Origin of the sequence: Polaromonas sp., assembly GCF_012927415.1 — a bacterium.
Classification (GTDB): Bacteria; Pseudomonadota; Gammaproteobacteria; order Burkholderiales; family Burkholderiaceae_C; genus Polaromonas.
In genome coordinates this window covers 1-19,933 of record NZ_JABBPF010000066.1, presented here as the reverse complement: position 1 = coordinate 19,933, position 19,933 = coordinate 1, and the positions used below count along the sequence as shown (strand labels likewise).

The 19,933-nt window shown below is 61.5% G+C and carries 24 protein-coding genes; 13 read left to right on the top strand and 11 right to left on the bottom strand.

The genetic code is table 11. The annotated features are described in order from the left end of the window. Positions 1 to 227 precede the first annotated feature (227 nt). The 3 genes from HHJ19_RS06815 to HHJ19_RS06805 all read left to right on the top strand — a co-directional run bounded on the left by HHJ19_RS06815 (position 228) and on the right by HHJ19_RS06805 (position 1,789). Positions 228 to 452 (top strand): DUF2945 domain-containing protein, encoded by a 225-nt coding sequence (locus HHJ19_RS06815; protein WP_296905248.1) that lies wholly within the window; start codon positions 228 to 230, stop codon positions 450 to 452. Next, entirely contained in the window at positions 449 to 799 is a 351-nt protein-coding gene (locus tag HHJ19_RS06810; protein WP_296905246.1) for a DUF3140 domain-containing protein, read from the top strand. The genes HHJ19_RS06815 and HHJ19_RS06810 overlap by 4 nt, the downstream gene beginning before the upstream one ends. A gap of 231 nt (positions 800 to 1,030) precedes the next feature. Then, complete coding sequence (locus HHJ19_RS06805; protein WP_296905244.1) at positions 1,031 to 1,789, top strand: tRNA-uridine aminocarboxypropyltransferase; 759 nt, start codon at positions 1,031 to 1,033, stop codon at positions 1,787 to 1,789. Positions 1,790 to 1,844: 55 nt separating this feature from the next. Here the strand turns inward: HHJ19_RS06805 and HHJ19_RS06800 are convergent, their stop codons facing one another. Both HHJ19_RS06800 and HHJ19_RS06795 read right to left on the bottom strand, forming a co-directional pair. Continuing rightward, a complete protein-coding gene (locus HHJ19_RS06800; protein WP_296905243.1) occupies positions 1,845 to 2,066 on the bottom strand; it encodes a hypothetical protein in 222 nt (73 codons plus the stop codon). 257 nt (positions 2,067 to 2,323) lie between these two features. Next, entirely contained in the window at positions 2,324 to 2,620 is a 297-nt protein-coding gene (locus tag HHJ19_RS06795; RefSeq protein WP_296905240.1) for a hypothetical protein, read from the bottom strand. 426 nt (positions 2,621 to 3,046) lie between these two features. Between HHJ19_RS06795 and HHJ19_RS06790 the strand changes: the two genes are divergently transcribed. Genes HHJ19_RS06790 through HHJ19_RS06780 form a run of 3 tightly spaced genes read left to right on the top strand, consistent with a single transcriptional unit; the run spans position 3,047 to position 4,564 of the window. Further along, the gene (locus tag HHJ19_RS06790; RefSeq protein ID WP_296905239.1) at positions 3,047 to 3,442 is read left to right on the top strand and encodes a DUF4149 domain-containing protein; all 396 of its coding nucleotides are present in this window, start codon (positions 3,047 to 3,049) and stop codon (positions 3,440 to 3,442) included. Further along, positions 3,439 to 4,356 (top strand): demethoxyubiquinone hydroxylase family protein, encoded by a 918-nt coding sequence (locus HHJ19_RS06785; protein ID WP_296905237.1) that lies wholly within the window; start codon positions 3,439 to 3,441, stop codon positions 4,354 to 4,356. Before HHJ19_RS06790 ends, HHJ19_RS06785 begins: the two co-directional genes overlap by 4 nt. Before the next feature lie 19 nt (positions 4,357 to 4,375). Beyond that, a complete protein-coding gene (locus HHJ19_RS06780; RefSeq protein ID WP_296905235.1) occupies positions 4,376 to 4,564 on the top strand; it encodes a hypothetical protein in 189 nt (62 codons plus the stop codon). 47 nt (positions 4,565 to 4,611) lie between these two features. On the opposite strand, the gene HHJ19_RS06775 is transcribed toward HHJ19_RS06780, so the two are convergent. The 3 genes from HHJ19_RS06775 to HHJ19_RS06765 form a co-directional block, all read right to left on the bottom strand. Continuing rightward, complete coding sequence (locus HHJ19_RS06775) at positions 4,612 to 4,803, bottom strand: hypothetical protein (RefSeq protein WP_296905233.1); 192 nt, start codon at positions 4,801 to 4,803, stop codon at positions 4,612 to 4,614. Positions 4,804 to 5,051: 248 nt separating this feature from the next. Beyond that, positions 5,052 to 5,243 (bottom strand): aldo/keto reductase, encoded by a 192-nt coding sequence (locus HHJ19_RS06770; protein ID WP_296905231.1) that lies wholly within the window; start codon positions 5,241 to 5,243, stop codon positions 5,052 to 5,054. Then, positions 5,221 to 5,514, bottom strand: coding sequence for an aldo/keto reductase (locus HHJ19_RS06765; protein WP_296905229.1), 294 nt, complete (start codon positions 5,512 to 5,514; stop codon positions 5,221 to 5,223). The genes HHJ19_RS06770 and HHJ19_RS06765 overlap by 23 nt, the downstream gene beginning before the upstream one ends. 310 nt (positions 5,515 to 5,824) lie before the next feature. On the opposite strand from HHJ19_RS06765, the gene HHJ19_RS06760 reads away from it, so the two are divergent. Both HHJ19_RS06760 and HHJ19_RS06755 read left to right on the top strand, forming a co-directional pair. After that, positions 5,825 to 6,034: a hypothetical protein gene (locus HHJ19_RS06760; protein WP_296905227.1), complete on the top strand. Its 210-nt coding sequence runs from the start codon at positions 5,825 to 5,827 to the stop codon at positions 6,032 to 6,034. Between the two features lie 65 nt (positions 6,035 to 6,099). Beyond that, positions 6,100 to 6,351: a hypothetical protein gene (locus HHJ19_RS06755; RefSeq protein ID WP_296905225.1), complete on the top strand. Its 252-nt coding sequence runs from the start codon at positions 6,100 to 6,102 to the stop codon at positions 6,349 to 6,351. Positions 6,352 to 6,508: 157 nt separating this feature from the next. Here HHJ19_RS06755 and HHJ19_RS06750 read toward each other — a convergent pair whose 3' ends face one another. After that, entirely contained in the window at positions 6,509 to 6,844 is a 336-nt protein-coding gene (locus tag HHJ19_RS06750; protein ID WP_296905223.1) for a hypothetical protein, read from the bottom strand. Positions 6,845 to 7,062: 218 nt separating this feature from the next. Between HHJ19_RS06750 and HHJ19_RS06745 the strand changes: the two genes are divergently transcribed. From HHJ19_RS06745 to HHJ19_RS06735, 3 genes are read left to right on the top strand one after another with little or no spacing between them, the layout of a single operon-like run. Next, on the top strand, positions 7,063 to 7,632 hold the full coding sequence (locus HHJ19_RS06745; protein ID WP_296905222.1) for a DUF1439 domain-containing protein: 570 nt from the start codon (positions 7,063 to 7,065) through the stop codon (positions 7,630 to 7,632). 14 nt (positions 7,633 to 7,646) lie between these two features. After that, positions 7,647 to 8,447, top strand: a complete 801-nt coding sequence (locus HHJ19_RS06740; protein ID WP_296905220.1) for a transglutaminase family protein — start codon at positions 7,647 to 7,649, stop codon at positions 8,445 to 8,447. A 14-nt stretch (positions 8,448 to 8,461) separates the two neighbouring features. Further along, complete coding sequence (locus HHJ19_RS06735; RefSeq protein WP_296905219.1) at positions 8,462 to 10,144, top strand: oleate hydratase; 1,683 nt, start codon at positions 8,462 to 8,464, stop codon at positions 10,142 to 10,144. 679 nt (positions 10,145 to 10,823) lie between these two features. Here the strand turns inward: HHJ19_RS06735 and HHJ19_RS06730 are convergent. From HHJ19_RS06730 to HHJ19_RS06710, 5 genes are all read right to left on the bottom strand, one after another. Further along, positions 10,824 to 11,732 (bottom strand): formylglycine-generating enzyme family protein, encoded by a 909-nt coding sequence (locus HHJ19_RS06730; protein ID WP_296905270.1) that lies wholly within the window; start codon positions 11,730 to 11,732, stop codon positions 10,824 to 10,826. A 272-nt stretch (positions 11,733 to 12,004) separates the two neighbouring features. Continuing rightward, a complete protein-coding gene (locus HHJ19_RS06725; protein WP_296905217.1) occupies positions 12,005 to 13,879 on the bottom strand; it encodes a TRAP transporter large permease subunit in 1,875 nt (624 codons plus the stop codon). A 58-nt stretch (positions 13,880 to 13,937) separates the two neighbouring features. Next, positions 13,938 to 14,954, bottom strand: coding sequence for a TRAP transporter substrate-binding protein (locus tag HHJ19_RS06720; protein WP_296905215.1), 1,017 nt, complete (start codon positions 14,952 to 14,954; stop codon positions 13,938 to 13,940). A gap of 172 nt (positions 14,955 to 15,126) precedes the next feature. Beyond that, positions 15,127 to 16,734 carry an AMP-binding protein gene (locus HHJ19_RS06715; RefSeq protein ID WP_296905213.1) on the bottom strand — a complete coding sequence of 536 codons (1,608 nt, stop codon included), beginning with the start codon at positions 16,732 to 16,734 and terminating at the stop codon, positions 15,127 to 15,129. Beyond that, complete coding sequence (locus tag HHJ19_RS06710; RefSeq protein WP_296905211.1) at positions 16,731 to 17,918, bottom strand: acetyl-CoA acetyltransferase; 1,188 nt, start codon at positions 17,916 to 17,918, stop codon at positions 16,731 to 16,733. The genes HHJ19_RS06715 and HHJ19_RS06710 overlap by 4 nt, the downstream gene beginning before the upstream one ends. Before the next feature lie 192 nt (positions 17,919 to 18,110). On the opposite strand from HHJ19_RS06710, the gene HHJ19_RS06705 reads away from it, so the two are divergent. Next, positions 18,111 to 18,950: an IclR family transcriptional regulator gene (locus HHJ19_RS06705; protein WP_296905210.1), complete on the top strand. Its 840-nt coding sequence runs from the start codon at positions 18,111 to 18,113 to the stop codon at positions 18,948 to 18,950. A gap of 203 nt (positions 18,951 to 19,153) precedes the next feature. Next, positions 19,154 to 19,933, top strand: a 780-nt coding sequence (locus HHJ19_RS06700) for an SDR family oxidoreductase (protein ID WP_296905209.1), incomplete at its 3' end; no start/stop codon positions are given.

Here is a 19,933-nt window from a genome sequence, read left to right as displayed (position 1 = left end):
GCAAGTGTTTTTTATCGGGTCAAGGCAACATCAGGCGCAAAAGTGCTTGGTGGCGGCCCGCGCGCCCTTGTCTGGCACCAACAAGGCCTGTTTTCGGACGCAGCTAGTCCATGAAGTAATTGCAGACTAGCGACAGCTGGCTTAAATGGCCGTGGCAGCGGTGCATCAAATGGCTCGCGCGTGTCGTGCTGCCTTTGCCTTAGGCCGTCAATACCGGAGATAAAACGATGCGCAGGAATGACTTTAAAGCAGGCGACAAAGTGAACTGGAACAGCCCACAGGGAGAGGTCCGGGGCACGGTAGAAAAGAAACTGACCGCGCCTGCCGAGATCAAGACCCATCAAGTCGCGGCATCGCCGGACGATCCGCAATACTTGGTGAAAAGTACAGCCAGTGGACAGAAGGCGGCGCACAAACCGCAAGCTTTGAAAAAAGCCAAAGGCCAGCTATGACAGAGGACGAGCAACGCACTGTGCTGAAGAAATTTACGCAAGCCGTCAACATGTCTGCCGTGCAACTGGATAAATGGCTGGACACTCCTGAATCAAAGGAAGTGGGCTACAAGGCTAGCGGCCACGGCGAATCCGTCGGGCATCAATCAGGCCGGCATATCATCAAACTGCTGAATAAAAAGCAATCCGGCTTTGATGATGCTGACTTTCAGCATGCGCGCAAAGTGGTCGGTTATGTCCACCGGCATTTGGCGCAACGGCCGGCCGGTGATATCAGCGAGACGCATTGGCGCTATTCGCTGATGAACTGGGGGCATGACCCGGCAGGGAAGAAAAAAGCTGCTTGAGGTGCAGACGTCGATACTGCCCCGCGTGAATGCACACGCTCAGCGGGACGGGGCACGCGGTATCCGCGCGATTGCGCTGTGTCTTCCTTTACTTAGGGAGTGCTGGTGTACAGCGGAAGCTACTTCACAGCCATTGATCAGGGCGTCGGCAAATGGTAGCTGACACTTGCACTTGAACAAGCAGCCACTGCTAAAGTGCCATGCCTGCTGAAGCCGCTTTCAAATCACCACATGCCCCTGCCCGCCCCCCACGCTGTTTCCCGCCTGCGAACCGCCCGCATAGCACGCAGCTCCAAACCATTCCTCGCTCGTGGCGGACCGCGTGGTGAGCGCTGTGCGGGTTGCCGGCTGATGCCCAGCCACTGCCTGTGTGCCTTGAGCCCGGCTGTGCCTGTGCGAGCAGGTATGTGCCTGATCATGGCTGACATCGAGGCGCTGAAGCCAAGCAACACGGGCTGGCTGATCGCCGATTTGGTGGCTGATACTTTTGCTTTTGACTGGGCGCGCACCGTGGTTGACCCGGCGTTGCTGGCACTGCTGGCAGACCCGCAGTGGCAGCCCTATCTGGTGTTCCCCGGGGAGTTTGTAGCTGGTAGGCGGGTGGTAACTGAAATACAGCCGTTCAAAGAGTTCGACGGCAATCAAGGCCAGCGGCCGCTGTTTGTGCTGCTCGATGCGACCTGGCCTGAAGCCCGCAAGATGTTTCGCAAAAGCCCGTACCTGGACCACCTGCCGGTGCTGAGCTTGCAGAGCGAGCAGCTTTCCCGGTACCGCCTGCGACGCTCGCAACGTAACAATCATCTCTGCACCTCTGAGGTAGCGACGCTGTGCCTTGAACTAGCGGGCGAGACGCTTGCGGCGCAGACGCTGGACGCCTACCTAGATGTGTTTACCAACCACTACCTAAATGCCAAACAGCAGTTACCGGTAGACCTGGAAGACGCGCTGCATCTGCGGCTACGCAGCTTGCGCCTTCCGCTGGTCGGTTGACGCTTTACTCCGCTTGAATGTCTCCACTGAAACCCATCTCACATTTACCTGATAACTACCTTGCTACCCTCGGGCAGGCAGGTGTTGTCGCCGCAATTTTGACGCGCAGGTCAACGGTGGACTTGACATCGTCAGGTCCCGTGCTGTTGTTGGTAAAAGCGCAGCCGTAGCTGGGTGCAGCCACGATGCTGGCGGTCAGCACGTCGTCGCCGGGTGGTTTGCTTCCGCCCTGCTCCCGCTTGGCCAGCGCTTCAAACGACTCGACCTGCTCGGCCACTGTGAAATCGCAATGCGCCGCGCACGGCGCGCTGCACCAGCAGGTGGCGGCTGACCTGTACAGCTGCCGGCTTCAAATAACTTTGTTGCATACCAAATGGCACATACATATCGCCCAAGACGTGAATAAACAGCACAGGCACATTGAAGGCGCCGTTGACAGCGGGTATCCAGCGCAGGCCATCACGGCGAAGGCGGTTGGCGTCGGGCTGCATTGGTGTCTTCAAGGCCCGTACGCACATCGTAGTAATTGGTGCTCTAACTTGACCCTGACCACGCATAGCCAGTAGCAACCAGGTGACGGCGAATCGCGGGCGGCGCAACACTTAAAGCCGAACCGGTTCCAGCGTAGCCATGGGCAAACATGAGCAGCTTGCCGTTCCAGTTGGTTGGCACTTCGACCATATACGCCGCGCCTTTCAGGATGCCGGCCCCACGGCTGCTGTCGGCCATCTCGACAACATCTGTTGGCAGCCCGGGCATGGCAGAAAACGTTGTAGCTACAGCAGGGGTGGTGAAACCGCGGCCGTCTTGCGCGCGAAGTTCTTCGGGCACGGTTTGCGTCGGGGTGGAACAGGCCGTATATGCCAGTGTCAGCGCGATAATTACTAACGTTTCAAAGCGAAGCAGGGCGCGACACCCTTGGGGTTGGGAAATAATATTATTTTGTGCGCCAGCGTGACCCTACTGAGCCAGACGAGACCCATTTCAGCGCCACAGCAGCGCAGTGGTCAGACAGCCAACGCGACCTGCAACAACGAAAACTCGATGTGCCGCGGCGTTCGCAGCCGCAAGCCGCCGACGCCAGATAGCTATGAGCCTTGCATACGCAGGCCATTTGCGCTGCCGCTTACGTGCCCTGCGGGGTTGATGTAAAAACAGGTTCCAGCATGTTCTGGCGTGAATACCCGGTATTTTCATGACGCTTGTAATCTGCCGTCGGGCACAGCCCCACTCTCTGCCCGGCACCAAAGGCTCCACATGCTGAGCCACCTGAGTGATTTGATAGTCGCTGCGAACGTGGGGATCATGTTGTTCTTTTCGGTTGCGGTTGCTCCGACTATTTTTGTCGTGCTACCGCAAGAATGGGCAAGCGCTTATGTGCGCTCTTTTTTCCCGAAATATTATTTGTTTCTTGGTCTCACAACAGCTGCCGCCACTGCAATTGCGGCTACGCCGTTGCTGCAGATCGGGCTGGCGATTTGTGCAATTTTGTTTTTCTTCAGCCGTTTTTGGCTCACGGCTCGGGTCAACCGCGCACGCGACGATAAACAGGCGGGTGTCTTCAAGATGTTGCACTTTTTGAGCGTTGCACTGAACATGTTGCAACTGGTTTTCTTCATCTGGGTTCTGGTTATCACTGTGAGGGCTGCATGAGCACCCCGGCAGCGCCCTGCGCGACCGCCCCTCGCAACGAGGCGATTACCGTGATGTTCGACGGAGCCTGCCCCCTGTGCCGGCGTGAGGTAGGCGTGTACCAGGCGCTGCAGCCGCTTGAACCTGTTGCCTGGCTGGATGTCAGCCAGATGTCGGCCAACATGCCCGCTGAAGACCGCGCGCGCTATTTGGCGCGGTTTCATGTGCGGCTGCGCGATGGGCAACTGCTAAGCGGCGCGGCGGCCTTTGTGGCGCTTTGGCACACCATGCCAGGCTGGCGCTGGTTGGGGCGCCTGGGCACGCTGCCGGGCGTGACACCAGTGCTGGAAGTTCTGTATCGCGGGTTCTTGCACCTCCGGCCGCACCTCCAGGGACTGGTGCGAACGCTAGACACGGCGCATCTGCCCAGCGACATGATTGGTGATTTTCGATCGGATCACGCCGGAGAAGCCGGCGCGGTGTGGATTTACAAAGGAATGCTTTTTGCGTCAAGGGACGACAAGGTACGTTCATTTGCCAGACACCATCTGCAGACCGAGTCACAACACCTTGAGCTGATGTCCGCACTGCTGCCGCCCCTGCGCCGCAGCTGGTTGCTGATTCCGTGGCGCGTGGCCGGGTTTGTCACCGGTGCCTTGCCCGCGCTGTTTGGTCAACGCGCCGTGTTTGCCACTATTGCGGCTGTCGAGACGTTCGTGGGTACTCACTACCAGCAACAGATCGACGCACTGGAGCGACGCCCCGAGCACTCGGCGCTGCGGCAAGTGTTGATCGACTGCCAAAATGATGAACACGCGCACCGCGACGAGGCCAAAGGATATCTCACTTGGCCACCAGGCGGCGTGCTGGCGCTCTGGTGTGCGGCAATCGGCAGCGGGTCGGCCGTGGCCGTGACGCTGGCACGCAAGTTTTAATCCAACGCGCGAGACAGCGATGGCCCGAAGAAACTCCCCGAACGACTTCAAGGCGCCGGAAGACCTGAGCCGTCTAAGTGAGATTGTTGTGGACAAACGCAGCGGCAAACGCGCCGATGCCCGAAAGAGCCGGCGTAATCGGCATTACGAAAAGCAGTTTCTGAAAAACGCCGTTACCAGCGGGCTGATGATGCAAGCCACCGAATAGCGCCGCCTGCTCCCTGCTTACGAAAGCAGGTGGGACTGCAGGCGAATTCAGGCGTTCACGGAGGCGATAAAACTTTCCCAGTAGCGCATGCCTGCCGCCGCGTCAGGCGCAAACGCCTCATTGAGCTCAGACAGCTCTGCAGGGTTCAGCATTACATCCAGCGCAGTAATATTCCGGTCTGGATAGCAGCGGCGTTTTGTGCCGGGGATGGGGATGATGTCTTCGCCTTGGGCCAGCACTCAGTCAGGGGCGACGTGGGTCGCAGTTACGCCTTTGGATGCTGCCAGCGCCTGGACCTTGTCGACCAGCTTCAGATTGCTCTGCAAGTTTTTTTGTAAGACGCGGCGAGCGCCGGCGATAGTCGCCCTCTGACAAGTCTTCGGGTTTGGTGATGGCACCCGTAAGAAAACCACGACCCGGCGGTGAACAGGCAACAAAGGCCAAGCCGCTTTTGCGGCAGGCGGCGAGCGTGCCGGTGACTCCGGAATCACGCGTCCACAGCGTGATATTCAGTCTGCAATGCGGCAATCGGATGCACCTTGCAGGCGCGCTCTTTCGTGGCGGCCGACGCCTCTGAAAAACCCAGAAGCCGCACTTTGCCAGACTTGCCCAGTTCGGCCATGGCGCCAACGGTTTCTTCGATCGGCACGGTCTTGTCAACACAGTGCTGGTAATACAAATCGATTTGTCCGATACCCCAGCGCTTGAGGCTGGCGTCGCAGCCTTGTCATAGTCAGGCTGCCATTGCTGCCGCGCGCGCCCGGATTGGCCGGGTCGCGCGTCATGCGGAACTTGGTGGCAATGAAGACGTCCTTGCGGCGCTCTGCCATGGCCTGGCAGATGAGCAGTTCGTTGGTGAAAGGGCCGTATAGGTCTGCCTTGTCTGGAAAGTTGAGGCCTCGGTCCAGTGCATGGTGGATGGTGGATGGTGGCGATGGATTCCTTGTCATCACGGTTGCCGTAAAAGTCGCTCGTACCCGTCTTCTCGCATTAGCGCAGGGTATGGGCGCTGAGGCCGGAGGTTTCAACGGCTTGCGGGAGGCTGATCGTCCGGCTGGCCCGGGCTATCGCATTTGGCTGCGTCATACTTTTACTGTAAAACTTTAAGTGCACTCCAGGTCAAGTTCTTTTCAATCCTCCCGCCGCCTTGTGTGATGGGTCAACAGACCGCCTGTACGCGGCGTACTACGTGTTTTAGGTCGATAGTCCCAGTTCCTGGTGAGCCGATATCGCCCATACTGAAACTTTAAGGATCGAGCCATGCAGATAGCGCAATACGAGGTGGTGGCAAATGTCACCGGTAGCCATGAAGGCGGCTTCAAGGCGGGCGTCACGCGCAAGTGGGTGGAAAACGGTGAGCTACGAGAGTTGACCCACACGATTGACGACCGCATCCACAGCACGATGGAGCAGGCCCGTGACCATGCCTATGAGCACGCCCGACTGCAGGTGGCTGAAGGTTTCTGGTAACCCTCGCTGTCGGCGTTGGAACGCAGGACTGGGCGGTTAGGATTGGAGGCACAAGAAAGCGCACCATGACCCAAGACCTGAACCGGCAAAATGAATTGAAGAAGATGGCGCTGTGCGATTCCTGCGCCGGCATCCAGCGCAACTGGCGCAAGGCTCCCGGGCACCCCGAACTGGTGCAGGGCAACAATCGCCAGGAAAAGCGCGGCGGTCATCTGGTTGCCATCACCCAATATCGCTGTGACCGCTGCGGCACGCCGTGGGAGTACGAGAACGACAAAGTCAACCTGCATGCGGGCTGGTCGGTGGTGGGCCGCTAGGCGGCGCTTGGTGTTGTTGCCATGCAGACCTGCAATCCAGCGGCCGCATTGAGTATTTTTTGTCGCTGGCACATGCGCTGTGCGCCATGCCCGGGATGGTGAGGCAACACTGCCAGCCGAACAGCATGGCCTTCGCCCGCGCGCTGTTTACGAACGGCTAGGGGCGGCCCGAATCATTCAGCCAGCGACCCTGCCGGTTGCGAACTCGTTCGCCGTGACGGTAGCGAGCGCCGTGGCCGGGGCGCAGCGGATACGCGTAAGGGAGCGGCTGATAACGCGGAAAGTCGCCAGGGTGGACCTGGTAATAGCGTCTTGGGTAGGCGTAGGGCTGGGGATAGCCGCTGTAGCCGTAGCCGGCGTCCCACTGGCTGTACACCGGCTGCCCGACCACATAAGACGGGCCTGCATCGCCATAAGCCTCATACACGGGCGCCGGATAGACGGCGCAACCAGACAGGCCGGCAACGGCCAAAACCAGAAAAATTGTTTTCATCAACGTCCCGACACCCGCCAATGAAGCAGCCGGGCAGGAATCATTTGCTACCCGGCAGGTATCGCCGGTGTGTCAAATCTGGGACAAGGTATGTCAGCCGTTACGAGATGTGTGCGCCGCGCACTTTTCCAGGCACCTTTCGGCGCGCCCGGAACATTGAACTAACGCATCTCTGTCGCGCGCGGCGCACAATGAACAGTTCTCCTGAAAGGATATGGATGAAACGCAGACTGTTGTTGACTTTCGCCGGCTGGCTGGCATTGGGCGGGGCAGCCTGTTCGGCGACGTCGACTGCGCCCGGCCAGCCGAGCTACAAGGTGTCGGCAGGGCAGTTGCAGCAGGCCGTGGAAAAACGTTTCCCGCGGACTTATCCTGTGGGCGGTCTGCTTGATCTCAAGGTGGAAGCGCCGCGGCTGCGCCTGCTGCCCGAGCTGAACCGGCTGGGCACAGAGATGGTGGTGGAGGCGGCCGGTCCGGCGCTGGGGCGCAGCTACACCGGCGCCTTCGATCTGGATTTCGCGCTGCGCTACGAAGCCAGCGACCAGTCGATACGCGCCTATCAGTTGCGCATCAATTCACTGCGCTTCGCCGACCTGCCGCCAGGCTCTGCCGAGCTGCTCAATACCTACGGGCCGAGGCTGGCCGAGCAAAGCCTGCGCGAAGTGGTACTGCACCAGCTCAAGCCGCAAGACCTGGCGCTGCCGGATGCCATGGGCCTGCAGCCTGGCAGCATCACCGTAACGGCGCAGGGCCTGGTGATCGGCTTTGTGAGCAAAACGCCGCGCTGAAAGAAGCCCGGCGCATGAAACTCAGGGCCGCCTGCACGCTCAGCGTGACCGCCACTACGGACTGCCCGCTGGTGGCCATGTTGCGCCCGCGCAGCGGCCAGGCGCAATGGATTATCAGCGACCGCTACGACCTGCAGCCCTGGGTGCCGACGACCGAGTTCGTCGACAGCTACGGCAACCTGTGCCAGCGACTCACCGTACCGCGGGGCAGGATGCAGATCGGCGTCGAGGTGACGATGGAGGTGGACGCGCAGATTGCCGTGGCGCCGGATGCGCCGCAAACCCCTGTTTCGGAGTTGCCGCACAACGTGCTGCTCTACCTTTTGCAAAGCCGCTATTGCCCGTCGGACCGGATGGTTGAAAAGGCGCTGGCCGTGGTGGGCGATGCCCGGCCCGGCTACGCGCAGGCAGAAAGAATACGGGCGTGGATTCAACAACACCTTGCCTACCGCTACGGCGTCAGCTCGGCCAGCACCGATGCGCTGGACACGCTGGAACACGGTGCGGGCGTGTGCCGCGACTTCGCGCATGTGGGCATTGCGCTGTGCCGCAGCCTGCAGATTCCGGCGCGCATGGTGGTGGGCTATCTGCACGGGCTGGTGCCGATGGACCTGCACGCCTGGTTTGAAGCCTTTGTCGGTGGCCGCTGGTACACCTTTGACGCCACGCAGGTCAGGCCGCGCGGCGGGCGCATCGTGCTGGCCTACGGCCACGATGCGGCTGATGTGGCCTTTATCTCGGACTACGGCGCGCAGCCGCTGCAAGTGAACGAAATGAAGGTCGAGGTAACTGCGCTTGGTGACTTGCCGGGCTGACCCATCCGCCATTGATGCGCATCAAAGCCCGGTTCGGCAATTTACCTGACATTCAGCGTTGGCTGAAGCAAGTCTGCAGCAGCGGCAAGCTGCGCACGATGCGCAGGAACACATCAAGGGAAAAAATGACTCAAAACACTAAAGCTTATTTGATAGGCGGCGGAATCGGCTCCCTGGCTGCCGCTGCTTTCATGATCCGCGATGGCGGTATCGCTGGCAGCAGCATCACCCTTTTTGAAGCCATGCCGATTGCTGGCGGCAGCCTTGATGGCGGCGGCAACCCTGAGCTCGGCTACACGCTGCGCGGCGGCCGCATGCTGACCACTGACAACTACGAATGCACCTGGGACCTGTTCAGAACCATTCCCTCGCTGGACACGCCGGGTCAGACGGTTTACGAAGAAACCATTGCGTTCAATGAACAGAACATTCCACATTCGCAGGCGCGTTTGGTGGACAAAAACCGCTTCAAGGTCGACGTGACAAGCATGGGCTTCAGCATGCAGGATCGGCTGGAGCTGCTCAAGCTGGCCGAAGCCGATGAGGCGACGCTGGGCAGCAGTTGCATCACGGATTGGCTGTCGCCGGAGTTTTTTGAAACCAGGTTCTGGTTGATGTGGTCCACCACCTTTGCGTTCCAGCCCTGGCACAGCGCAGTGGAATTCAAGCGTTACCTGCACCGCTTCATGATGGAGTTTTCGCGCATTGAAACGCTGGCCGGCGTCAAGCGCACGGTGTACAACCAGTTTGATTCGATGGTGCGCCCATTGACAAGCTGGCTGCAGGCGCAAGGCGTCAAGGTGGTAATGAATTGCACGGTGACGGATTTCGATCTGAAGACCGAAGACGGGAAAATCACCGTCACGGGCCTTCACTGCCTGCGCGGTGGGTCGCATGAGCGCGTGGACGTGGCCGATGACGATCTGGTGTTTTTCCAGAACGCCTCGATGACCGATGCCTCAAGCTACGGCTCCATGAGCAGCGCACCTGCGCGTCTGACGAAGCACGACAGCGGTGGCTGGACCTTGTGGGAAAAACTGGCGGCCCGCCGGCCCGAATTCGGCAAGCCGGCGACCTTCAATTCCAGCATCCCCGAGTCTTACTGGGCCTCGTTTACTGTCACGCTGAAAGACACGGCGTTCTTTGACGGTATGGAAAAATTCACCAACAACCGCGCCGGTACCGGCGGCCTGGTGACGTTCAGGGATTCGAACTGGCTGATGTCCGTCGTGCTGGCGCACCAGCCCCACTTCGCGGGCCAGCCCGAGGGCACGCAGGTTTTTTGGGGCTATGCGCTGCATCCGGACCGAATCGGCAATTTTGTCGCCAAACCCATGTCCGAATGCAATGGCGCGGAAATTTTGCGGGAGCTTTGTGGCCATCTGAATTTCGATCAAGCCACGGTGGCCTCGGCGATCTGCATTCCCTGCCGCATGCCCTACATCACCAGCATGTTCATGCCGCGCGCTGCGGGCGACCGGCCGCTGCCAGTTCCGAAAAACTCCAGCAACCTGGCCTTCGTCAGCCAGTTCGTCGAGATTGCGGACGATGTCGTTTTCACGGTGGAGTATTCGGTGCGGGCGGCGCAGATGGCGGTCTATGAATTGCTCAAGATTGAGCGTCAGGTGCCACCCATTCATCAGCACGACAAATCGCTCAAGGTGAAGATGGATGCGGTGATCAAGGCCTTCAAGTGAGCCGCTGAGGCTGGTCAGACTCAACCAGGAGCGTGACGCGGAGCGCTCGCTCGTTTACTATGTTTTTTATAGCGCAGTATGCTTATATTGCCTGGACGTGCTGGCATTTCTCGGGAAAATTGTGAACGAAGCGACCAGCCCGGGGATCCAGCCGCAAGAGGGTCGATCAGCGCGCGCACCGCCGGCAGTAGGCCTTTCATTCCCAGCAGTCCGGGGACTGGCCAGCAGGCGCTTCGTGCTGTCGCGGCACGCGCATGAGGGGGACGCTGTCATCCTGCGACGTAAAAACACACCCGACTGGCGATGCCAAACCCCTCGCCAATCACGTTGGCGCACCGGTTGGGGCTTTCCAGCAGCACCTGCACACGCGCGCAGGCGTCCATCAAGCTCGCCAGCGCCCCGCCCAGCGGGTAACCGAGCAGCGCCGTCGGGCAGCTTGACCGCCGGTAGCGTGCGCGTCATTGTCGGCAACTACGACCGCCATCAGGGACCAGCGCAAACCTTCACGTCCGTCAATGCCCGAGATGTCCGGCTGGCTCGGAGCAAGAAGCACCGCCCCGCCCTGGCCCAGTTTCTCCGTCCCAGTGCCACGCAAGGCAGCAGTGCTACGTAATTAATAGCAAAGAGTAACCGTATTCACTGGACAAGAGCCGCATTTAACCCAAAAATTGCCGAGAGCTCACAAATCCGTGTCACTCAGCTCGCGCAGCAGCCGCATGCCGACCAGCGTATAGCGGGTCTGCGCGGAATTCCAGTTGCGGTAGCTGCAGCGCGCGTACAGCGACCAGGTGTGCCAGGAGCCGCCACGGCGCACGCGCACGCTTCCGTCGGCCGGACCTTGCGGGTCGACCAGCGGTGATTTCGCATAGTAGTTTTCGTCATGCCAGTCAGCCGTCCACTCCCAGGCGTTGCCCAGCATGTCATACAGCCCGAAGCTGTTGGGCCGAAAGCTGCCGACCGGCGCGGTGAAAGCGTAGCCATCGTGGCCTTCCAGCGCATAGGGCTGCCAGGCCGGCCAGTTTTTGGCAGCATCGCCATCAAAAGTGTTGGCGATCTGCAGCAGCGAACGGGGGTCGTTGCCGCTGTAGTAGCGCGTCGAGGTGCCGGCGCGACAGGCGTATTCCCACTCGGCTTCGGTCGGCAGGCGGTAGGTCTTGCCTTCGTGTTGGCTGAGCCACTGACTCATGGCCACGGCGTCATTCCAGGTGACGTTCAATACCGGGTGGCTGTCGTCCTGCGCGAAACCCGGATTGCGCCAGGAGTATTTCGGGTCGCGGCCCTCAAAGGCGTCGCCCCGCGCCGTCGTTGAAGGGTCGTAGGCCGCGTTGTAGCCGTAGCCACCGGTGCCATCGGCAATCGATTCAGGCGTGTAGCCCGAGGCGGCGATGAATTTGCGGAACTGCCCCAGCGTGACTTCATGCTGGCCCAAAAAAAAAGATTGCGTGATACGCACCGGGTGTACCGGCGCCTCATCGGCGAGGTCAGCCAAGCGCTTGCTTTCATACTGCGGGTAGCTGCGCGCCAGCACGTCGGGCGTTTCATCGCTGCCCATCATGAATTCACCGGCCGGCACCCGGACAAACTTCATGCCGAGCGAATTTTCAACGATGCGCCTGGGCGGCGGCTTGGGCAGTTTGGGTTGTTTGGGCCTTTCGGGCGCGGCTGGTTGCTCGGCCTGCTCGGGCTGTGGCGGCGCTTTGGGCAGCTTCGGCTGCGGCGGGCCGGACGAGCATGCCGCCAGGAAAAGCAGCGATGCCAGCAGGAGGGCGAGGGGGCGTTGACGGGTCATGGTGTTTTTTCAGGAACTCGGGTGGGAGCACTCTAATCGCTCAGGCGGTCCACGGCCAGACCAACGCCGGCTCACAGGAATCCGGTGGAGATCCAGGGGATGGCCGCGACAATCACCGTGCCGATGAACAGCGCCACCATGTAGCCGACGATGGGGCGAATGCCTTCGTCGGGGTTGACCCGGCCAATCGCACACGCGGCGTAATAACCCACGCCGAGCGGCGGCGCAAAAAGACCCAGGCCCATCGACAGAATGACCACCATGGCGTAGTGCACGTCATGCACGCCAAGCTGGCGCGCGATCGGAAACAGCAGCGGGCCGAACAGTACGATCGCCGGAATGCCTTCCAGCACCGAACCGAGCATCACAAAAGCCACGATGGACACCGCCAGGAACACCGGCGCGCCGCCGGGCAGGCCGCCCATGGTTTCGGCCAGCAGCCGCGAGAATCCCGACTGCGTCAGCCCCCAGGCCATTGCGGTGGCGGTACCGATGATGAGCAGGATGGAGCCTGACAGGGAAGCGGTGTCGACCAGCATCGGGCCGATGCGCCGCACGTCGAACTGACGGTAAATGAACAGCCCGGCCAGGATGGAATAGAAAATACCAATGGTCGACACCTCGGTGGCGGTGGCCACGCCTTCCACCACGGCGGCGCGAATCACAAACGGCAGCGCCAGCGACGGCAGGGCAATGATGCCCAGGCGCGCCACGCGCGACCACGGCGTGCGGCGAATCTGGCTCAGGTCTTCAAAACGATTGCGCCGGTGAACCACGACGCACAGCAGCACGCCGAGCACCAGCGCCGGCAGCAGGCCGCCGGTGAACAGCGCGGCAATGGAAATGCCGGTGACCGAGCCAATCGTGATCAGCACGATGCTGGGCGGCACGGTTTCGGTCTGGGCGCCGGTGGCGGCCAGCAAGGCCACCAGCTCACCCGGCTTGGCGCCGCGGGCCTTCATTTCAGGAAACAGCGCGGGCGCGATGGCGGCCATGTCGGCCGCTTTGGAGCCCGAGATGCCCGACACCAGGTACATGGCGCCGACCAGCACGTAAGATAAACCGCCCTTGACGTGGCCCAGCAAGCTGGCCAGAAAACTGATCATGGCGCGCGCCATGCCGGTCATTTCAATCAACAGGCCGAGAAAGACAAACAGCGGCACCGCCAGCAGGATCAGGTGCGACATACCTTCGTCCATACGCCCGACAATCGCCGGTAGCGGCGTGCCGGTGGTGAGCGCGAGGTAGCCAAACGTGCCCAGGCCGAAGGCAAACGCGATCGGGATGCCGGCAAACACGCAGCCACCGGCCACGCCGACAAAAAAGATCAGCAGGTTGTAGCGGCCCAGCCCGGCAAACAGCGGACCGGCCAGCCAGAACACCAGTGCGATCGCCGCGATGATGGCGACAGCCATGAGCGACTGCCGCAGGCTGGCGACGCGCAGCAGGCGCAGGGCGGCAAACAGCCCCATCAGCGCAATGCCGACCGGCAACGCGGCAGCCCGCCAGATGTTGGAGATTTCCAGCGCGGGCGTGGTGATGGCCATCTCGTCATGGGCATATTCCCAGGCCGGCCACAGCACCATCAGCAGGAAGGCCAGGCAGGCGGCGGTCGCCACCGCCTCGAACAGCGCGCGGCGCCCGGGTTGGGCCTTGCTGACCAACGCCGTCATGCGCATGTGCTCGCCGCGCCTGAGCGCTACCACCGAGCCCAGCATGGCGAGCCACAGGAATAGGATGGAGGCAAGTTCGTCAGACCACAGCAGCGGGCTGTGAAACACGTAGCGCGACACCACGCCGGCAAACAGCACGATGATGTCCGCCAGCACCAGCAGCGCCGCCGGCAGCTCGACCAGCCAACCGAGCGTACGCTCGACCCGGCCCAGCCAGCGCGGGCCGGGGGCGCCCGGCGCGCGCAGCGCTTCGGCCGGCGGCGCCACGTTCATTGGTCAAGCTCCACGCCGCGCGCTGCGCTGCCATTTGCCCTGCAGGTGGCCCGATGGCTCATGCCAGCTTGCCGGTGTATTTTTCGAGCAGTGCCCAGGGCTCATCGCCGAACTTCTTGTGCCAGTCGGCATAAAAGCCCGCGCTACGCAGCTTGGCGCGGAACAGCTCGGCGTTGGTGGGGTTGATCACCATGCCCTTGGTCTTGAGCTCGGCCTGCAGGTTGTCGTTGAGCTGCTTGACGTCGTCACGCTGCTTCAGGCCAGCGGCGTTGACGTTGCGCGTCACAATTTCCTGCAGGTCGGCAGGCAGGCGGTCGAAAGACTTCTTGTTGCCCAGGAACCAGAATCCGTCCCACATGTGGTTGGTGATGGAGCAGTATTTCTGCACTTCGTTGAGCTTGGCCGTGGCAATGATGGCGAGCGGATTTTCCTGGGCATCGACCACCTTGGTCTGCAGCGATGAATACACCTCGGCAAAGTTGATGGTGGCGGGCGACGCTTCAAAGGCCTTGAACATCGAGACCCAGAACGGGCTGGGCGGGATACGGATCTTCATGCCCTTGAGGTCTTCGGGCTGCACGACCGGCTTGGTGCTGGTGGTGATCTGGCGGTAGCCGTTGTCCCAGATTTTCTCGAAGGCAAACAGCGAGCCGGTGCCGGCAATCTGTTTGCGCACATGCGCGCCCAGTTCGCCGTCCATGGCAGGCCAGACCTGGCTGTAGTCCTTGAACGCGAAACCCACGCCGCTGATTTGCGCGGCGGGCACCAGTGTGCCCAAAATCAGCGGGGACAGCGTGAAGTAGTCGAGCGCACCAGAGCGTACCTGCGACAGCATGTCGGTGTCATTGCCCAGCTGGTTGTTGGGATAGACCTCAAAGGCGATGCGGCCCTTGGATTCGTTGTTGATTTTTGCCGCCAGTTCGGCAGCGCGCACATTCATGGGATGCGCAATCGGCAGGTTGTTGCCGTATTTCAGGGTGAACTCGGCGGGCTTCTGGGCAAGCGCGCTGCCGAAGGGCAGCGCCATGGCGCTGGCGCCTGCAGTGGCGAGCAGGTTGCGGCGGGAAATATTCATGGTGTGATCTCCTGGATTATTTGAAAATGGAACGCGCGAAAGCGCGGGGAAGCACGGAAAGGAAAAGCCTGAAAAAAAAAGCAACTGACTAATGTACGACGGGGCGGCCCGCTCGCGTGTTGGTAAAAACGCCCCCTGCGACCGGCTTTTTCCGGCAGCCTTGCGCGGCCCATCAGCTGGCTTTGTCTGGCGGCATTCCGCGGCGGCGCAGGTATTCGGTGCGAATGTCCTTTTTGACCAGCTTGCCGTAAGCGCTCTTGGGAAGTACGGGCCAGAAATCGATGCTGCGCGGCCATTTGTACCTGGCCAGGCGCGACTGCAGATGGGCCAGCACCTCGTCGGCGGCAATGCTGGCACCAGGCACGCGCGGCGCCAGCACGGCCACGCCGGTCTCACCCCACTGCGCGTCGGGCACCCCAAAGACCACGGCCTCGGCAATTTCCGGCATGGTCAGAATGGCTTCCTCGATCTCGCGCGGGTAGACATTGGAGCCACCCGAGATGTACATGTCGGAAGACCGGCCGGTGATGCTGACAAAACCGCGCTCGTTCATCAGGCCCAGATCGCCGGTATGAAACCAGCCGCCGCGAAACGCCAGCGCATTGGCCTCGGGATTGTTCCAGTAGCCGGCAAACACCGCCTGGCCGCGCGTGCAGATTTCGCCCTGCAGGCCCGCCATCACCGGCTGGCACTGCTCGTCGAGCACGGCCACTTCCATGCCGCATCTAGCCGTGCCGCAACTGCCCAGCAGCGCGCCGCCGTCCTCAAGATGTTCGTCGGGTTGCAGCACCGTGATGTTGCCGGTGACCTCGCCCAGGCCAAAATACTGCACGATGACAGGGCCCAGCACATCGAGCGCGCGCCGCTGGTCGGCCTTGTACATGGGCGCGCCGGCATAGATCACCCGCTTCAGGCTGGAATGGTCAAAGCGCGCGGCGGCGGGGTCTTCAGCCAAGCGCTTGAGAATGGTTGGAACGGTGAAGATGTTGCTGACCCGGTGCTTTTCGATGGCCTCAAAAGCGGCCGCGCAGTTCAGTCTTTCGCCCTCCAGCAGGATGCTGACGGCACCGCGCGCCACGTTGACCAGCGCATGAACGCCGGCGCCATGCGACAGCGGCGCCACCACCAGCGAAGCATCGTCTTCGCGCAGGCCCGGCAGCAGATCGGCGAGGTGGTTGTTGACGACAAAAGCCATCTGGCCGTGCGTCAGCACCGCGGCTTTGGGGCGGCCGGTGGTGCCCGAGGTGAAAAAGAACCAGAGCGGGTGCGCTGCGCTCACTTCAGCTGCTGTGAAAGCCGGCGCGCCCGGCTGGCCAGCCGCCAGCGTTTCATAGGCCGCGTCATCGACCCGGATGAACTGCTGCAGCGCGGGCGATTCGGCCTGCGCCGCGGCCGCATGTGCGTCGAAAGCGCGCTGCGTCAGCATCAGCGAAGCGCCGCTTGACTGGGCGATGCAGGACACCTCGTCGGGCGTGAGCCGGTAGTTCACCGGCACCCAGACGGCGCCCAGCTTGAAAGCCACCCAGGCCGATTCGAACAGCGGCAGGCCGTTCACCAGCTGCACCAGGATGCGATCACCCGGCCGCACGCCAAGCACAGCCAAATGATGGGCCAGCGCATCGACCCGGGCATTGAGCTGCGACCAGCTGCGCGTGGTCCCGCATTGAACCAGACCGGGGCGGTCGGGGAACTTGCGTGCGGTCTGCGTCAGCAGGTTGCCCAGGTTCATCACCTGTGCCAAGCCCTGCGGCATGCCGGCGAGTTGGAGGGCAATGTTCATGCCGAGCGTTCCAGAATGCTGGCGTAGTTAGCCACGGCAACGCCGCCCATGTTGAACACGCCGGCGAGCTGTGCGCCGGCAAGCTGCATGTCGCCCGCTTCTTCGACCAGCTGCATGGCGGCCAGCACGTGTTGCGAGACCCCGGTGGCGCCTATTGGGTGGCCCTTGGCCTTTAGGCCACCGGAAAGATTGATGGGCAGACGGCCGCCGCGCAGGGTCTGGCCCTCGCGCACCACGGCCGGTCCCTGGCCAGGTTTTGCCAGACCCATCGCCTCGACTTCGAGCAATTCGGCGATGGTGAAGCAGTCGTGCGTTTCGACCAGCGACAGATCGTCCAGCGTGCAACCCGCCTCGGCAAAAGCGCGCTGCCAGGCGTGTTGCGCGCCCTCCAGGCGCAGGATGTCGCGCCGCGATACCGGCAGATAGTCGTTGGCCGACTGGGCCGCGCGAAACTTCACGGCGCGCTTGAAGTTGCCACGCGCCAGCGCTGGCTCGCTGCACAAGATGAGCGCCGCCGCGCCGTCGGATATCAGCGAACAGTCGGTGCGGCGCAAAGGCCCGGCAACAATCGGGTTTTTTTCGCTCACGGTGTTGCAGAAGTCAAAGCCCAGGTCGCGCTGCACATGGGCGTAAGGATTGGCCATGGCGTTGAGGTGGTTCTTGGCCGAAATATGCGCTAGCGCATCGCTGGCGTCGCCGTAGGCGTCGAAGTATTTCTGCGCAATGCCGGCAAAAACTCCCGCAAAGCCGGTGCTCGAGCTTTCTTCCTTGACATAAGCGCACTGCAGCAGAACGTCGCCGACCTGCGCGGTCGGCAGGCCATTCATGCGTTCGTAGCCGACCACCAGCACCACGTCGGCTTCCCCAGCGCGAATCGCCTGCATGCCGGTGTAGATCGCTGCCGAGCCGGTGGCGCAGGCGTTTTCCACGCGCAACGAAGGTTTGAAACGAAGCCCGGGTTCGGCGTTGAGCGCCAGTGAAGAAGGAAAGTCCTGGCCGACAAAACCGCCGTTGAAAGTTCCCACCACCACGGCATCGACCTGCTCGGCGGACAGCCCCGCATCGGCGAGCGCGCCGCGCACCGCTTCGGCAATCAGCGTCTCGGGGTCGAGCTGGTCATATTTGCCGAATTTGGAATGGGACCAGCCCACGATATGGACTGCAGGCTTGACGCTGGTGTTCACGGGAACTCCTTGAGGTTTACGATGTGAACCAGCGCCGGACAATTCTCGCTGGATGCTATTTCAAGCTTAGAGTCCACTGAGCCCCGGTTCAAGCAATTTCAGCCCGCCACGCTAAAACAGGTTCACCATGTGAACCTGCCCGCACGGGTTTTTACTGAGGTAACGGTTCAACATGTGGACCTGAATATTTTCGTGTCTTTACAAACTCCTTTTAAAACGGTTCCCGAAGTTGCCGGTGCGCAATCCCTCCGCCGGGGTTTGTCGGTGCTGCGCCTGCTCACGCGGGTGGGTCCGGGCGGCTTGCGCATGGGTGAGGTGGGCCGGCGGCTGGACCTGAACAAGGCGACCGCCATCCGTCTGACCCGCGCACTGGTGGAAGAAGGTTTTGTGCTGCGCGACCGCGCCTCGGGATGCTATCGGCTGGGCCCTGAGGCCTTTGCCGTCGGCCTGGCGGCGGAGCCCAGCTATGAGTTGCAACGCCTGGCCGCACCGGCTTTGAGAGCCCTCGCGGTGGAAACCGGTGATACCGTTTTTTTCTCGGTGTTGCACGGCTACGAAAGCATTTGCCTGTCGCGCGATGAAGGCGATTTTCCGATCCGCAACCAGCTCATCAAGGCCGGCGATCGCTGGCCGCTGGGCGTGGGTGGCGGCGCCTGCGCGATTCTCGCGGCGCTGTGCGATGAAGAAGTTGATGACGTGCTGGCGCGCAACGCCGAGCTTCGCGCCGCACGTTTTCCGCAGTGCACGGACGAGGTTATCCGGAAACTCATTCGCGAAACGCGCGAAAAAGGCTATTGCCTGCAACCCGGCCTGGTGATTGAAACCAGCTGGGCGGTGGGCGTTCCCGTCTACAGCTCGCAAGGCCGGCCGGTGGCCTCCATCAGCGTGGCGGCGATCGAAATCCGGCTGGGCCTTGCCAGAAGCGTTGCGCTGGGCAACCGACTGATGCGGGCCAGCACAGAGCTGACACAACTGCAGGCCGCGCAGGAAGCATTGGCGCAAAAAAGCGGCACCCTGCGTCATCCGGCGTGAAGACCGGTAACGGCGCAGCAGCAAGGACCATGCCTGAAAATTTGCCACGGCTGGAAGGCCAATTTTCAGCCTAGATTCATTGTCGCGCACTCCTATAATTCGCCCGCTGGTCGAGTCTTTGCCCGATGGCAGCACGATGAAAACCAGCCGCGACAACGGCGGCAATTTATCAGTTTACAGTTTCTTTTATTGACAAGGTACCTATGACGGCCCATGCATCCATTGACTCATCGAACCCGGTCAGCGTCGCTACTCCCGTCGCCGTCGTCACCGGCGGGGCACGCGGCATCGGCCTGGCTATCGGCCAATGGTTTCTGGCCAACGGCTATCGCGTCGCATTGCTCGACATTGATCTGGACACGCTCAACGCCACCAGCGCAAAGCTGAACAACCCGCCGTGCGTGCTGGCCCTTCATTGCGATGTCTCGGACCCAGCGCAGGTGCTGGCCGCCATTGAGGGGGTTGACGCGACTTTCGGGAGGATAGACGCACTGGTCAACAATGCAGGTATCGCGGTGTTCAAACCGATTGGCGAGACGACTTTTGAAGAGTGGCGTCGCGTGCTGGCCGTGAACCTCGACGGCGCATTCCTGTGCAGCCAAGCCTGTGTTCCGCTAATGCGTCGCTCGGGTGGCGGTGCAATTGTCAACATCGCCTCGATTTCCGGCCTTCGTGCGAGCACCTTGCGCGTGGCCTATGGCACCAGCAAGGCCGCCATCATCCAGCTTACCAAACAGCAAGCTGTTGAACTGGGCACCGTAGGCATCCGCTCCAACGTGATTGCACCCGGCCCAGTGGACACCGAAATGGCCAAGCTGGTACACAGCGTGGCGATTCGTACCGACTATCACGACGTGATTCCGCTGGGCCGTTATGGCACGACGGGGGAGATCGCTGCTGCTGCAGGCTTTCTGTGCAGTTCGGCTGCCAGCTACATCAATGGCCAAGTGCTGGCGGTCGATGGCGGTTTTGAGTCGGCAGGC